This window comes from Paenibacillus sp. AK121, assembly GCF_019042715.1.
GTDB classification, from domain to species: domain Bacteria; phylum Bacillota; class Bacilli; order Paenibacillales; family Paenibacillaceae; genus Paenibacillus; species Paenibacillus polymyxa_C.
Window position 1 is genome coordinate 295,331 of the sequence record NZ_JAHPJM010000001.1, and the last position, 14,283, is coordinate 309,613.

The 14,283-nt window shown below is 42.7% G+C and carries 15 protein-coding genes; 12 read left to right on the forward strand and 3 right to left on the reverse strand.

Translation table 11 applies throughout. The annotated features are described in order from the left end of the window. Positions 1-24: 24 nt before the first annotated feature. The 7 genes from KSP24_RS01260 to KSP24_RS01290 all read left to right on the forward strand — a co-directional run bounded on the left by KSP24_RS01260 (position 25) and on the right by KSP24_RS01290 (position 6,441). Positions 25-1,482, forward strand: coding sequence for a glycoside hydrolase family 1 protein (locus tag KSP24_RS01260; protein WP_216974273.1), 1,458 nt, complete (start codon positions 25-27; stop codon positions 1,480-1,482). 226 nt (positions 1,483-1,708) lie between these two features. Then, positions 1,709-2,545: a methyl-accepting chemotaxis protein gene (locus tag KSP24_RS01265; protein WP_216974274.1), complete on the forward strand. Its 837-nt coding sequence runs from the start codon at positions 1,709-1,711 to the stop codon at positions 2,543-2,545. A gap of 112 nt (positions 2,546-2,657) precedes the next feature. Then, positions 2,658-3,008, forward strand: a complete 351-nt coding sequence (locus tag KSP24_RS01270) for a hypothetical protein (RefSeq protein WP_216974275.1) — start codon at positions 2,658-2,660, stop codon at positions 3,006-3,008. 86 nt (positions 3,009-3,094) lie between these two features. Next, a complete protein-coding gene (locus KSP24_RS01275) occupies positions 3,095-3,901 on the forward strand; it encodes an alpha/beta fold hydrolase (RefSeq protein ID WP_216974276.1) in 807 nt (268 codons plus the stop codon). 24 nt (positions 3,902-3,925) lie between these two features. Next, positions 3,926-4,909: a sensor domain-containing diguanylate cyclase gene (locus tag KSP24_RS01280; protein WP_216974277.1), complete on the forward strand. Its 984-nt coding sequence runs from the start codon at positions 3,926-3,928 to the stop codon at positions 4,907-4,909. Positions 4,910-4,952: 43 nt separating this feature from the next. Further along, complete coding sequence (locus KSP24_RS01285) at positions 4,953-5,348, forward strand: hypothetical protein (protein ID WP_216974278.1); 396 nt, start codon at positions 4,953-4,955, stop codon at positions 5,346-5,348. Positions 5,349-5,478: 130 nt separating this feature from the next. Continuing rightward, entirely contained in the window at positions 5,479-6,441 is a 963-nt protein-coding gene (locus tag KSP24_RS01290) for a helix-turn-helix domain-containing protein (RefSeq protein WP_058830006.1), read from the forward strand. 88 nt (positions 6,442-6,529) lie between these two features. Here KSP24_RS01290 and KSP24_RS01295 read toward each other — a convergent pair whose 3' ends face one another. Then, positions 6,530-8,125 (reverse strand): S-layer homology domain-containing protein, encoded by a 1,596-nt coding sequence (locus KSP24_RS01295; RefSeq protein WP_013372360.1) that lies wholly within the window; start codon positions 8,123-8,125, stop codon positions 6,530-6,532. Between the two features lie 296 nt (positions 8,126-8,421). Continuing rightward, on the reverse strand, positions 8,422-10,182 hold the full coding sequence (locus tag KSP24_RS01300) for a methyl-accepting chemotaxis protein (RefSeq protein ID WP_216974279.1): 1,761 nt from the start codon (positions 10,180-10,182) through the stop codon (positions 8,422-8,424). Positions 10,183-10,431: 249 nt separating this feature from the next. On the opposite strand from KSP24_RS01300, the gene KSP24_RS01305 reads away from it, so the two are divergent. From KSP24_RS01305 to KSP24_RS01325, 5 genes are all read left to right on the forward strand, one after another. Next, a complete protein-coding gene (locus tag KSP24_RS01305; protein WP_216974280.1) occupies positions 10,432-11,634 on the forward strand; it encodes an MFS transporter in 1,203 nt (400 codons plus the stop codon). 115 nt (positions 11,635-11,749) lie between these two features. Then, on the forward strand, positions 11,750-11,893 hold the full coding sequence (locus KSP24_RS01310; RefSeq protein WP_216974281.1) for a hypothetical protein: 144 nt from the start codon (positions 11,750-11,752) through the stop codon (positions 11,891-11,893). Beyond that, a complete protein-coding gene (locus KSP24_RS01315) occupies positions 11,871-12,221 on the forward strand; it encodes a CbrC family protein (RefSeq protein ID WP_013372355.1) in 351 nt (116 codons plus the stop codon). Before KSP24_RS01310 ends, KSP24_RS01315 begins: the two co-directional genes overlap by 23 nt. Positions 12,222-12,315: 94 nt before the next feature. Next, on the forward strand, positions 12,316-12,642 hold the full coding sequence (locus KSP24_RS01320; RefSeq protein ID WP_216974282.1) for a hypothetical protein: 327 nt from the start codon (positions 12,316-12,318) through the stop codon (positions 12,640-12,642). 22 nt (positions 12,643-12,664) lie between these two features. Continuing rightward, positions 12,665-13,066: a hypothetical protein gene (locus KSP24_RS01325; RefSeq protein WP_029515491.1), complete on the forward strand. Its 402-nt coding sequence runs from the start codon at positions 12,665-12,667 to the stop codon at positions 13,064-13,066. Positions 13,067-13,194: 128 nt separating this feature from the next. Here KSP24_RS01325 and KSP24_RS01330 read toward each other — a convergent pair whose 3' ends face one another. Further along, a complete protein-coding gene (locus tag KSP24_RS01330) occupies positions 13,195-14,199 on the reverse strand; it encodes a hypothetical protein (RefSeq protein ID WP_216974283.1) in 1,005 nt (334 codons plus the stop codon). Between the last annotated feature and the right edge of the window lie 84 nt (positions 14,200-14,283).

Below are 14,283 nucleotides of genomic sequence, written 5' to 3' on the forward strand. Positions count from 1 at the left end.
CCAATATTTTAGGAGGAATGAGCAATGAACAATATTATAACCAAGAAGTTTCCACAAGGATTTTTATGGGGAGGGGCCACGGCTGCTAACCAATTTGAGGGTGGATATAACGTGGATGGTAAGGGACTAAGCACTGCTGATGTCATAACAGCCGGGACTCATACTGTTTCCCGAAGAATTACGCCTGTGTTGGAAGAAGGCATGAACTATCCAAGTCACGAGGCGATTGATTTCTACCATCATTATAAAGAGGATATCCGATTATTTGCTGAAATGGGTTTCAAGGTCTTTAGAATGTCGATTGCTTGGTCCAGAATATTTCCTAACGGAGATGATACAGAGCCGAATGAGCAAGGCTTGCAGTTCTATGATCGTGTGTTCGCAGAATTGAAAAAGTACAACATTGAGCCTTTGGTTACAATCTCACATTATGAAGCACCATTCCATTTAGCCCAAAAATATAATGGCTGGTCAGACCGCAGAGTCGTCGATTTTTATGTAAGATATTGTGAAGTGCTTTTTAACAGATACAAAGATGTCGTAAAATACTGGCTCACCTTTAATGAAATCAATATCTTAACCTTGTCTTTCGGAGCGTTCATGGCCGGAGCGATGATGCCAGAGGGAAATGGAGAGCTTGCCCATGCTACAGTGAAGGATGAGCAGGTACTGTATCAAGCTTTGCATCATCAATTTGTAGCCAGCGCAAAGGCGGTAAAGCTGGGACATGAGATCAATAAGGATTTTAAAATTGGCTGTATGATTGCTTATATGTGTTCATATCCACTTACCTGTAACCCTGATGATGTTTTGCTGGCTCAACAAAAGGATAATTTGAGTAATTTCCTATGCTCAGATGTTCAAGTAAGAGGTGCTTATCCGGGATATGCTAAACGATATTTTAAAGAACATAATATCCAAATTACGATGCAGGACAATGATGAGGATGTCTTAAAAGAAGGTTGCGTAGATTTTTATACCTTCAGTTATTATTCATCTACTTGTGTCAGTGCAGACCCCAATCAGGAGAAGGTGGGTGGCAATTTATCCATGGGATTAAAGAATCCCTACTTAAAAGCAAGCGCCTGGGACTGGCAAATCGATCCACAGGGATTGAGATGGTCCCTCAATAACATTTATAACCGATATGAAATTCCGTTAATGGTTGTGGAGAATGGCCTGGGTGCTGTGGATACCGTGGAAGAAGATGGCTCCATTCAGGATGATTATCGAATTGATTATTTGAAGCAACACATTGAGCAAATGAAAGAAGCTATTGCTGATGGAGTAGATTTAATAGGTTATACGCCTTGGGGATGTATTGATCTGGTAAGTGCGGGAACCGGTGAAATGAAAAAACGCTATGGATTCATATACGTCGATAAGGATAATGAAGGTAAAGGAACACTTGCCAGATCCAGAAAGAAGAGCTTCTATTGGTATAAGAGCGTGATCGAAACCAATGGAGAACAGCTGGATTAATGCTTCGTGTGTGTCTTCAAAAAGTTGTACAGTCAGCGCGTGCCTATTCCATAGGTATGCGCTGTTTGGATTTAAAAACGACTCCCCTTCAGGAAACTACGGTAAATGTATACAAATTAGGGACTCAACCTAGCCAATAGTATGTTAATTCACTAAACACATGGGATGAAAATGTCGACATAGAGGGTAGGATGGATAACAAAATATAAGGAAGTGGATACATATTATGAATCAAGTAGAAGCTGTTTTGACTGCCATGCCGTTGATTAGAGAAGCTGCACGACAAGATGTTTTAATTTCCGTAATGAATAGGGAAAAATTTCTATTCTTTCAGTCGGGTAAAAGTTTAGTCTATGACTTCAAGGCAGGCGACCCTCTTCCTGATGTACACAAGAACTTCAAAATGCTAGTAGGCGGAGAAAAGACCAGAGTGCGTTATGATGCCGAAGTTTTTGGGTTTGCTGCTAATTCTTACTTTCATCCGATAAAGAATGAACAGAATGAGATCGAGGCAGTAATGTGCATCACCTATAGTACGGATAATCAAGATCAACTGAAGAAGTTGATGAGTCAAGCAGAGGATGTTACAAGCAAGCTAGTTGAAGGGATTCAGCATGTGGCGGCCCATTCGGAGGAGCTTAGTGCGACGGCCGAGGACATTTTAAGCAATACGAAAAAGGCGGTTGAGGATTCTGGTAATGTGACTGAGGTGGCAGGCTACATCAAGGAAATTTCAGAGCAGACAAACTTGCTTGGATTAAATGCAGCCATTGAAGCTGCTCGGGTGGGTGAGGCAGGAGCAGGGTTTGGAGTTGTCGCTGCAGAAATCCGCAAGATGTCTACGGGCACTAAGGAAGCAACTGGACGAATCGAGCAATCCTTGCAAGCTGTCAGACAATCCGTTTATAACATGGAACAAGAGATTACGCAGATTACGGTATCTTCCCAAGAGCAGGCCAAGCTTGTGTCGGAGTTTATGAATATTATCGATCAATTGAATGAAACTAACCAAGGTTTGAGAGGTTTAATAGAGAAAATCACGAATGATATTGATGCAAAATAAAGATTGAAAAAAAGTCTCGGTCTGTGAATTGTGCATTCCGTCATGGAAATGTAGATCACAGGGCGAGACTTTTTTTAAGTTTATAGATGAATAACTTGGAGTGGATACATGTATGAATTTGAATGGGTTGAATGAACAGAGTTACACAGAACTAGAGGATTATTGGGTGCGTGTATTTCTAAATGTAGTACAAGATCAGGATAAGGAGAACTGGGTGATTCCTTATTACAACACATCTTTTTCTAATGGTCAGAAAGTCATGGATATGAACCCCATTTTTTCGGCTAAATCAAAATTAAGTCATAAATCCATCAGAATCATTCAAGAAACGGTTCATGAAGAGGATGACGTACACTATTGGTTAGATACGAATGGGAAAAATGAATTAGTTATTATTTGTTCCTTATCACAGCAACATGTGCACAAGGTAAAAGGGATCATTAAACGCTGGATTTATGAATGAGATCCATTATCCATAATCAGATCTTTTCCGATATAATAGGGAAGAGAAGCCATAGAACAGATACTACCTCAGAGAGGTGATTTACAATGACCGTTGATATTCTCCTACGTAATAATGTAAAAGTGCTGGGCACAGGTAGCCAGACGATTGTGTTGGCTCACGGCTTTGGATGCGACCAGGATATGTGGCGTTATATCGTCCCTAGCTTTATCGACAACTACCAACTCGTCTTATTTGATTACGTTGGTTCCGGAGATTCTCAAATAAAATACTATGATTCCAAAAAATACAGTGACTTGCAAGGGTATGCCCAAGATGTGCTGGATATTATGGAAGCGTTAGACTTACGAAATACCATATTCGTCGGACACTCCGTTAGCAGCATGATCGGAATGCTCGCATCCATCCGCAGCCCTCAATATTTTGAACGCATTGTCATGCTCGGTCCTTCTCCACGCTATGTGAATGACCTGCCTTCTTATTATGGAGGCTTCGATAAAAGTGATATTGATGAATTACTGGATATGATGCAAATGAACTTTATTGGCTGGGCTAGTTACATGGCACCCATTGCTATGCAGAATCCCGAGCGAGGGGACTTAACCGAAGAATTGGAAAAAGCATTTTGTTCAAGAGATCCTCATATTGCACGGCAATTCGCAGAGGTTACATTTTTTTCAGATTGCCGTTTCGATCTTCAGCATGCTTCGGTTCCTACGCTTATTCTCCAGTGCTCAGACGATAGTATTGCTCCGATTGAGGTAGGGGATTATTTGCATACCCATCTTAGAAATAGCAGACTTCAGCAGATGAGAGCAAAGGGGCATTATCCTCATTTAAGCCAACCAGGAGAAACGAGCGATTTAATCAAAGAATATTTAGCCAGTGTGTAATATCGAATGAAAGGCAGTCATGCAATGGATATTCAATTAGATAAAGCTCCCTGTGGATACTTTTCAATTTCGGACGCTGGGATCATTCAATCGGTAAATCAAACTTTATTGGACATGCTTCTTTATGAACACGATCAATTGCTTGGACAGCCGATTGAAACGACAATGTCTGTTACGAACAAGCTATTTTTTCATACTTATTTTTATCCCTATATCCAGTTGTACGGGCGTGTCGATGAGATGTACTTTTCGTTTCGGACAAGTGATCGACAGGATGTGCCTGTACTTCTAAACGGGGTTCGCCAGGAACGAAACGGAGAAGCTGTTATTGATTGTGTAGTGCTAATGATGCGTAAGCGAATTGAACATGAAAAAGATATACTACAGACCAAAACCAAGCTTCAGGAATTATATCAGGCGACGAATGAAGCCAACCAGAAGCTTGAACGGTTGCACGCAGAATATGAAATCAAACAGCAGGAATTGGTGCGAATCAATCTCCAGCTAGAAACGATGGCGTCAACCGACCCGTTAACCGGGCTTAAAAATAGAAGATATTTTCAAGATCAATTACTAGTCAGTCTAGCCTCTTTTCAAGAGACCGGAACACCTTTTTCGCTGCTGATCATCGATATTGATCGTTTCAAAAGCATTAATGATACTTATGGTCATCCGGTGGGCGACCTGGTGCTCACTCATCTGGCTGAGTTACTACAATCCATGTCACGGGAAATGGACATTGTCGCTCGTTATGGTGGTGAGGAGTTTGTCATTATTCTTCCGGGCATCGATCAAGAGGAAGCTATTCGTACAGCAGAAAGATATCGCTCCACGACGGCCTCAAGGGATTGGGGAGAATACAGCATAACTGTGAGTATTGGTGTGGCAACGGTTACGCCAGCGGATACGGAACAATCGATAGTTCATCAAGCGGATTTGGCACTGTATGCTTCTAAGAGTGGCGGGAGAAACCAGGTCACGCATGCAGCAAGTCTCGTAAAGAAATAAATGAGGCTTCAATAACTGCATGAAGAGTTGGGGAGTGATAAACATGGGGGAAGCGTACAAGCTGGACTGTGATACCTGTGCTTATACTAAGAACATATTTGTAGGGTTTGGTTTTTCATATATGAGTTTGGAATCCATTGCTTCGTTTGTACAGGATACTGTCCTTAAACGACGTATTGGGGAATTCATAGGCAACCCTTCGACGAGATATGACGCTTATGACGCGATATATGTATGTCCGGTCTGTCAGGCCATCCGCAATGAACTGTTTATTGAGATGATATCGGACTCATCACAGTATAAAATTTCTTATGCTTGTCCTAGATGCGCGAGTGTTATGGAGCAGGAACACATTGAAAACAATGTGCCTGTTCATATGAGTTGCCCAGCATGTGAAAAGGGGAAATTGAAAGCAACGTTTTATATGGATTGGGATTAATAGATTCCCCGAATATCACTACAGCATACTCCAATAAGTCTGGTCAAACCATTCAAATTCAGCTAATATTAATGATAACGATTCTCATTTGAATCATCAAAATGAATGAAAACCTTTGAGGTGGATGCTTGTGAATTCAAATTCGTTATCATTAATATATCAGCATTATTTAGAAAAAACTCCATTTAGAAAACAAAACGAGCATACCTATATGATGTTACCAGAAGCGGGTAACGGACATATTTACCGAGTTACAACTTACAGCGGAATCGAGATTGTGTATTCGCACATTCAATATCACGAGCCTTACCCGACGAACTTTGCTTCCAGAGGACAAATGATTGAACTTCAATTTGCGCTTTCGGGGCAACGTCATGTGAATATAGCTGGTCTGGACTATACACTCCCGTCGGGGCGGGGGGCTCTTATTTTTTTACAGGATTTCAAAGCACGCTTCCATCCTCCGGTTAACGAACAATACCAATCATTTGCACTTGGCATTCCTGTTTCGTTGTTTAATTATGCGGCTTCACAGTTGGCGGCTCGTCGACAGGTAGCTATTGAATTTAATCAAATTCTGAAGGGGGCTGCATTCCATCACTTTGGTTTTGAACTGGATCACAGAAGTATAGTGATGATTGAACATTTGATCAAAGACTTGAAAAGTGTGCATAGATCGCCTTTATTAATGGAAGCAGCAGCACTAGAGATTTTAAATCGACTTATGATTCAATTATTTGATTTAACCCCCATGCCCGAAGGCTTATCTAAAGAAGATGTCAGAAAGTTGCATATGGCTCGGCAAATCCTTGAATCCAGCATGATTGATCCTCCTTCACTGATCGCATTATCCAAAAAAGTAGGATTAAACGATTTTAAATTAAAAAAAGGATTCAAAGCATGTTTTGGAACGACTGTATTTGAATATTTGCGCCAAATTCGTCTCGATTATGCGATGAAGCTGCTTCGAAGCCAGGAGAGCAATGTAACAGAAGCTGCGATGGCTGTAGGGTACAGCAATGTGAGTGCATTTTCAGAGCAATTTTTCCGGGAATACGGAGTGAAACCATCATCCTTGAAGAAAGTATTTTAAAATTTCTTTTTTGACCCTTCTAAAGATATCAAGTAAATAAAAAGCTGGAACCCTGTTATAGAAAGGATGCCAGCTTTTTATTTGGTGCTTATTTCACGAAAGTTTCTGTACCCTCTGAATTGATGGTTGAAGTATGGGTACGAGACGCTTCTTCAATATTTTTGAATGCCCAGTAATCTACTGGTACATCCTTCCAAGTAGCCTGAATTGTTCCTTCCAGGGGTCCTCGCTTTAAGATCGTGTTTAAAATGGTAACAGTCTCTACTCGTGTTATATATTTATTGGGTTGGAAGCTGTTGTCGTTATAACCGGTAATCCATCCTGCATTAGCTAGCGCTACAATGGAATCTCTTGCCCAATGCTTTTCGATATCGGTATAGGGAGACGCTGCGGTTTGTGTACCTTTAAGCTGCTTCCAGGATGCGAGTATTGCTGCCATTTCTGCACGGGTAATGGGTTGCTCTGGCCGAAATGTTCCATCTGCATATCCATTCATGAGGTGCTGTGTCGTAAGCGCTATAATCGAATCCTTTGCCCAATACATGTTAGGTACATCTTTGTATGTCGTTGAGCCTTCTTTTGTCTCCAGCTTCATAATTCTAGCCATCATTGCGGCGGTTTCAGCTCGTGTAATGGACTGGTCCGGTCGGAATGTACCATCCTGATAACCCGTTATATATTTTTCATGCGCAACCTCGGATTGCTCTACGGGCATGATTTCCGGAGTCGGTACATCCGTTGTTGAAACCGATGGTGATGAAGATGTAGTTGTTTCACTGGAAAAAGATGAATCACTGCTATCCGCGTTATCCTTCTTATCTTTTTTATTACTACTGCTGCTGTCGTTACCAGTAGTAGCACCGGTTCCGCTCGTACTTCCAGTACCACCAGTGCCTGCATCTCCGTTTACAACCTGTATATACGCTTCAGAGGTACTCGGCGCGAATCGAACATCTCCACTGTATATAGCAGTAATCGGGTGGCTTCCCACACTTAAGTTGCTTGTAGTGTAGTACGCATTGGCATAACCATTCGAAATGCCCACTGGCTCCATCGTCAGCGTACCTAATATATTCGTGCCGTCCATAAGGATGACTGTTCCGGTTAAATCGCCCGAAGTTTGTGGGTTTGAAGTTGTCCTCACGCTAAACCTTACTTCTTGGCCGTGACTAGACGGATTTGGCGAACTCAGTACTGTAGTTACTGTAGGTCTCAGTGAAGGTGTAGTCGTAGGTGTAGATGCATTTACGACCTGAACGTAAGGCTCAGATGTACTGGGGGCAAATCGAGCATCCCCACTATATATAGCAGTAATCGGATGACTTCCCACACTTAAATCGCTTGTGGTGTAGGTCGCAGTGGCATATCCATTCGCAATGCCATTTGGCCTCATCGTCAGCGTATCTAATATATCCGTACCGTCCATAAGGATAACCGAGCCGGTTAAATCTTTCGTAATTTGTGGGGTTGAGATGGTTTTGATGCTAAACGTTACGGATTGACCTTGTTTAGAAGGATTTGTCCAACTCGTTACCGTGGTTTCAGTAGCATACACAGCATCCGTTACACTAGGTGCTGGTGAGGAGGTTGCATACACAGTACTCTCGGAAAAACTCCATGTCCAGGTTCCAAATAAGACGATAACAGCAAGATAAGTTAAACAAAAAGACTTGAATTTACTCATAAACTTCCTCCATAAATTTCCGGTGTCACGATGAGCTTACTAAGATTCTCCATGATGACTAACCTACGAATATGATTTTCTTACACTACTGAATTACTATACTAAATGCCTCTGAACCAATTCTGAACCAAATCAACAAAAACCGTGTCCAATTCACATCGCTAGAAGGGGATCATGATTTGCAAGCCTTTTCAGTAATTCCTCAGAACAATGCAAAAAGGGTCAACCAGGAAGAACCGGTTGACCTCATAATAGAAGAACAGTTTAGAGCGATGTTTTGGAAAGACTTATTTCCGTTAGTATTTGAATTTGACCGTTAGATCCTGTAATTTCTGTGACATATCCGACAAGGTCGTTGCCAGGCTGGTGATCTGCTGCATCGAAGCCAGCTGTTCTTCTGCAGACGCTGCAATATTCTGCGAGTTGTCCGCCGCTTGAAGCGCCAGACTGGATACGTTCTCTCCGCTCGCCGAAATCTCCTGGACACTTGCGGTTATTTGCTCCGTGATGCTCGCGAGCTCTTCCGTTTGCTGTGCGATATGATTGGTGGACGCCACAATTTTATTAAACTGCTGCTCCGTCTCATTGGCAATTTTAATGCCGGAGTCTACATCCTGTTTTACGCGTTCCATGGTCTTAAGCGAATGCTCCATATCTTTGCGCATATTCTGAATCAACTCGGAAATCTGCCCGGAAGACTGGTTCGATTGTTCGGCCAGCTTTCTTACCTCTGAAGCAACTACGGAGAAACCGCGGCCTTCTTCGCCTGCACGGGCAGCCTCAATCGAAGCATTTAAGGCAAGCAGATTGGTCTGCTGTGCGATATCCGTAATGGCATGTAGCATCGTGTCGATCTGTTGAGTGCGTTCATCCAGCATTCTCATAACCGCATCGGTTTCATTGACGGAATGGCTAATCAAGTCCATTTGCTTCACCGTATGTTGTACAGCAGTACCGCCAAGGCTCGCCATTTCCATCGCGTCTGCAGACGATTCAGCAATAGTCAAGGAGCTATCCGTGATCCGCTGCATGCCTATTGAAATTTCTTCAAGCGAGCTGGTTGTCTTCTGGAGCATCAGTTGCTGCTCCTTCGCACCGGCCGCCGATTCTTGAATCGCAATGGTGATATGCTCGGTTGCCTGCCCAGTATGCTCTGCACCAAGGGTTAATTCTTTCGAGGAAGCTGCTACCTGCTTTGTGGACAGGTTTACTTCACCAATCAAATATCTAATATTTTTAATCATATGATTGAAATCCTGTGCCAGCTCGCCAACCTCATCTTTTGAATTGATTTTGACTTCTTCGACCGTTAAATCACCGTCCGCAACTGCATTAAGCCGCTTTGCAATCATGATAATAGGCTTCGTAAAACGTCCCGAAACAAAGCTTACGATAATTGCTCCCAGAATAACTGCAATAGTCGTAATAATCAGGACAATATAAAGGACCTTGGTCGCCCCGCTGTTAAATTCGTTAAAATATGCTCCAGAGCCGATGATCCATCCCCAATAAGGATCCCTTTCAACGTACGAAATTTTCGTCTCCACTTGATCTGTACCAGGTAAAGCCCATTTATAAGTGACGAATCCCCCGCCGTTTGTACCGGCTTCTACAAACTCTTTTCCCACATGCACACCGTCTTCCGATACGGCATTTATTAAATCCTGGCCTTCATTTGAAGGGTTCATCACTGAAACGGCATCTTGGTTGACTGCCCACGGATAACCTGTTTTACCTACAGTATATTTAATCTTTACCGGTCTTTTGTTATTAGCATCTTTTACACCGAGCAGCTCGATGCGCAGTTTTTCCTGTGCTTCTTCCAATGTTAAATTACCGGCTTCGACTTGCCCATTGAGGAAACTAATCATACCAATTACCATTTGCACACTATTCTTAAGTGCTACTTTGCCTGATTCATTCATTTCATTCTTGGAAACAACATAAGAACTGATTCCAATCACGAATGTGGGTACAATTAAAATAATCAAGCACATTATGGTTAACTTCGTTCTTAATGATCTTACCTTCATGATTGATCCTATTTTTGTTTTCACTGAGATTTCCCCCTTAGACATCGATATACAGACTCAACCCACAGCTACGCTAATTACTAAAGGCAAAAGACTGTACATCATATATCGTAATAACATGCCAGGAAATGAAGCCCTCTCAGACTGGCTGCTGTTTTATACGCAAAATAAAATCCGTTTAACCGCAAATTTATCCGTCTATAGGCAGTAGCGTTTTGGTATGCTCCGTATACTTCTGCATAGAGAGAATCTTTAACAGAGGAGTGTGCGAGGATGAATAGAATAAAAGGGAGCATCTTTTTCAGTGTATTTGTGGCTATGCTAGGGCTCATGCTCATTGCTCCAATTATGCCGCCCCTTATTCGTGAATTAGGCTTAAGAGAAAGCCATTCCGGATTAATTATATCGCTTGGTTCTATAACGATGGTCTTAATGGCTCCAGTATGGGGAAATCTGAGTGATGCAAAGGGACGCAAGCCGGTGATTCTGCTTGGTTTCATAGGGATGTGTGTAAGCTGTCTGTTGTTTACACTTACTCTTTTTGCAGGATTAAATGGTTGGCTTAGTGGGGGGCTGCTGTTAGTCCTGCTGATTGTTACACGCGGCTTAATTGGCGGCTTTATCCCGGCGGTGTTGTCATCGTCCCAAGCTTATATGGGAGATGTAACGGAAGGAGAAGAGCGTGGAAGTGGTATGGCTATTATTAGTGCGGCGAATGGGCTCGGGCTGGTATTTGGTCCCGCGATTGCAGGTGCCTTTACTTTAATAGGGCTGTTATGGCCCTTATATTTTGGAATTGTCATTGCCGCTGTTGCATTCGTGGTGTCTCTGCTGGCGATTCCGGCGGCCCAGCCCGTTATTCAGCAAAAACCCGCTCGAATTAACCCCCTCCAGCCAGGTCTAAGAATGTATTTGTTTGCAGGCTTGGTTACGATGATAAGTATTGTGACTATTCAGGTTATAGGTGGTTTTTATTTTCAAGATCAGTTAGGTCTTACATCCGAAGAAACAGCAAGAGTCGTGTCCTTTGGACTTATGTTCTCCGGGGCAGCGATGCTGATTGTGCAGATCATCCAGATGAAATGGCTTAAATGGCAGCCTAAGCCGATGATTTTGCTTGGTTCTCTATTCCTAATTGCTGGAATGGCATTATTTCTGATTTCAGCCAGCTTGGTCGTTTACTATGCAGCGTTCTTTATGTTTGGCATAGGCACAGGCTTACTGATGCCCGGTTTTATGGCAGGTGCTTCGCTTTCGGTCAGTCAAGAGCAGCAAGGGGGAGCAGCGGGGCTGGTAGCTGCGGTACAGGGAATTTCCGCGATCATTGCTCCTATTTTGACGACCACCTTGTATCGAGTGGACAAATATATTCCCTTTATGTTTATAGCAGTTTTGGTAGCTGTTATGGCTGTTATTATGTTGGGAGTGAGAAAAAGAAACGGGAATAGTGAGCCTGTTCCTCATAAGGCAAAATAAATAAAAGATTGGTTAGATGAATCCATAGGCTTCCGGGGTATACTCACCGGAAGCCTATATCTATTATAATAAGTTATAAGAAATTTCAGGAAAATCAGAAGGAAGTGAGGGGCTTATGGAAATCCAGCAAAAATGGGTGGCACTAAACAAAAGATATAGTTTGTACGCACCCAGTCCCGAGGCTGTACAAGCCATGTACCAATTGAAGGAAGAGCTTGAGGGCTTAGAAAGAGAGCATGCTACAGGGAACATTTCATGACCCTGCTTGCTGTGCACAACTGGAGGAACCAAAACTGGATGAGCTACTGCATCGGACTCCCGGTTATGAGGCATGGCAGACCGCCGCGTGGCTGGATCACTGTGATGACTACTGTGTTTTTATAGATTTTGTGGGCTGGAAGGAGCTTGTCAGTAGAGGGATAGAAAATGATGTCAACCTGATGTTTATGCCTATTTTGGCTTTGTATAATGAAAAAGAGGCTAAGAGTCGAATACGGGAAAGCATGGAACGTGACGGATCGTTTCGGGGTTATTTATTTCAGTGCAGGCATTGCAAGGAATACCTCTTATATGCGGACTATGACTGAATCCAAGTGAATTTCCTGAGGTGAATGAGAAGGTGAAACCCAATTTAGGGGTGGTTCTAATTAAGGAGGAGTTCATAAAATTGGAGGAATGCAGATGGGGTGGGAGTATGGAATTAAGGTCGCAGATGTTAAGGATATTAAAGCACTAATGGAACGCTTAACTGAAGCATTGCCTAGGATTGAGGGATATCGGATGCAAAGGGATGAGGATGGTTTTGTTCTGCTTCAGAATAATTCTGATTGGCCTGAAGCGCTTCAGATTTCAGTGGAAGAGGCAAGAAATATTGAAGGGTTAGAAGATGATGAACCTTATATCTATTGTCTATTTCATATCGGCGGCGGAGATGCGATGAGGTTAAGGGAAGGAATGTGTAGGGCACTGGAAGAAGAGAAATGCGCTGCGGATTGGTTCGAGTTGTAGCCGAAGAGAGGAGTAAGAGAGAGTGACTAAGAAAGGAAAAACAGAGATTCAGACACTAATCTATCGCTATAGTGGTCCAAGAGCCAATATTGGATATACTTTTGAACCGCTGCGCTATGGGGATACAGATGAGCCAAAGCTGGAGGAGATGATCTTCATCTACGCAGATGACTTTGATATCGTGCTGTCTGTGTTAAAGTCCAAATATCCACTTGTCGATCCTGACACGGGGGAAACGTATGAGGCTTTTGATGCCTGCTGGGATAATCCGATTCAGGCGTCGGTATGGCATGAAATATTAACAGAATTGGATGCTTGGCCTGCCAAGGAGCCAGAATTACGCATATTTATCGATTCCTTTACAGCATGGGTTAGAGCGCATTTGAAGCAAGCAGATGGTATTATCGTGACCGGAAATCTGTAGAGGAAGGCAATGCACTGCAATCCGTATTTTCGCTGCCCCTCGCTTCGAGGGGCAACTGGAAAGCGAGCTGCTGGGTCAAATGCCTCGTTTTTTACATTGCATGCGACAGGCTCCTTATGGCAACTGGATTATTGACGTTGCTTCCGAATCCTGAGTAACTTTTGCTCCAATTTGGTATCACCCATAAATTTGCTGACAGATACAGCAAGCTGATATTGAATGGTCCCCATATTGTTAGCGTCAGGTTGAAGAACCCCTTTTATCGTTTGCCATAACGAAGTAGCCTGTCGGCTTTTTGCTCCAAAATGCATGATGATGTGGATACAGGCTGTAATTATATTGCGGCCCAGTCCGTACAGGAACCATTCTTTTTCCTTCGTAATAAGCGGAATGATGGTTGCCATCGTTTCCCAAGCTTCATCCCATCGTCCTGTTTCAATGAGCTTTTCTGCCAAGCTGGATGCAGTAGAACAGTAGTTACTAGGATTTTCTTCTATTTTCTCCATTTCGGCCAGCTTTTTGAGAGCTTCAATTTCACCTTCTGCATGGTTGCGCCATCTCTCATGATAAACGAGTGTCCGCAAATTTTCTTTGTCCCAATCCGTCTGCTCTCTGATCCACAGATCGATAAATAATGATAGATATACATCTTCCCCGAGTTCACTTGCGATATTGATGCAATCTTCAAGATCAGCTGAATCTTTGCTGAACAAATATGTTTCCAAAATCAACTCAGGATCAAACCCGGCGTATGTATCGAAATTGGCTTTCTTGGCCTGCTGGAACAAAATTTGGTCCTGTTCACGCTCATACTTTTGCAGTAAAAAAACGGCATAATGCAGAGCATCTCCAATCCCTTGAAAACTGTTCGTTTCCCTATCTATAATCTCATTAACGAGCAGCCTTCTCACAATCGGTTCGTAATGCGGGGCATATCGATCCTCACGATTATACATAGCCAAAAGCACCTTCAAGCGATTGGTATAATTGGCATCACTTTTTCCATATTCCTCACTGTGTTGCTCCAAATAGTCAACCTTCGAAAAATCGGCGTGATCACTTATTAGACTCTGCAGCATTTCATCATAGGGTGCCATCATCTGATCCAGCAGCTTTTTGTAGTTCGTTTCCATTACTGTAATTCTCCTTTCACGGATCGGCTTAATACTACAATCCATATGTACAAAAAACAAGCGATTTCCTTTTGTGATAGGAGT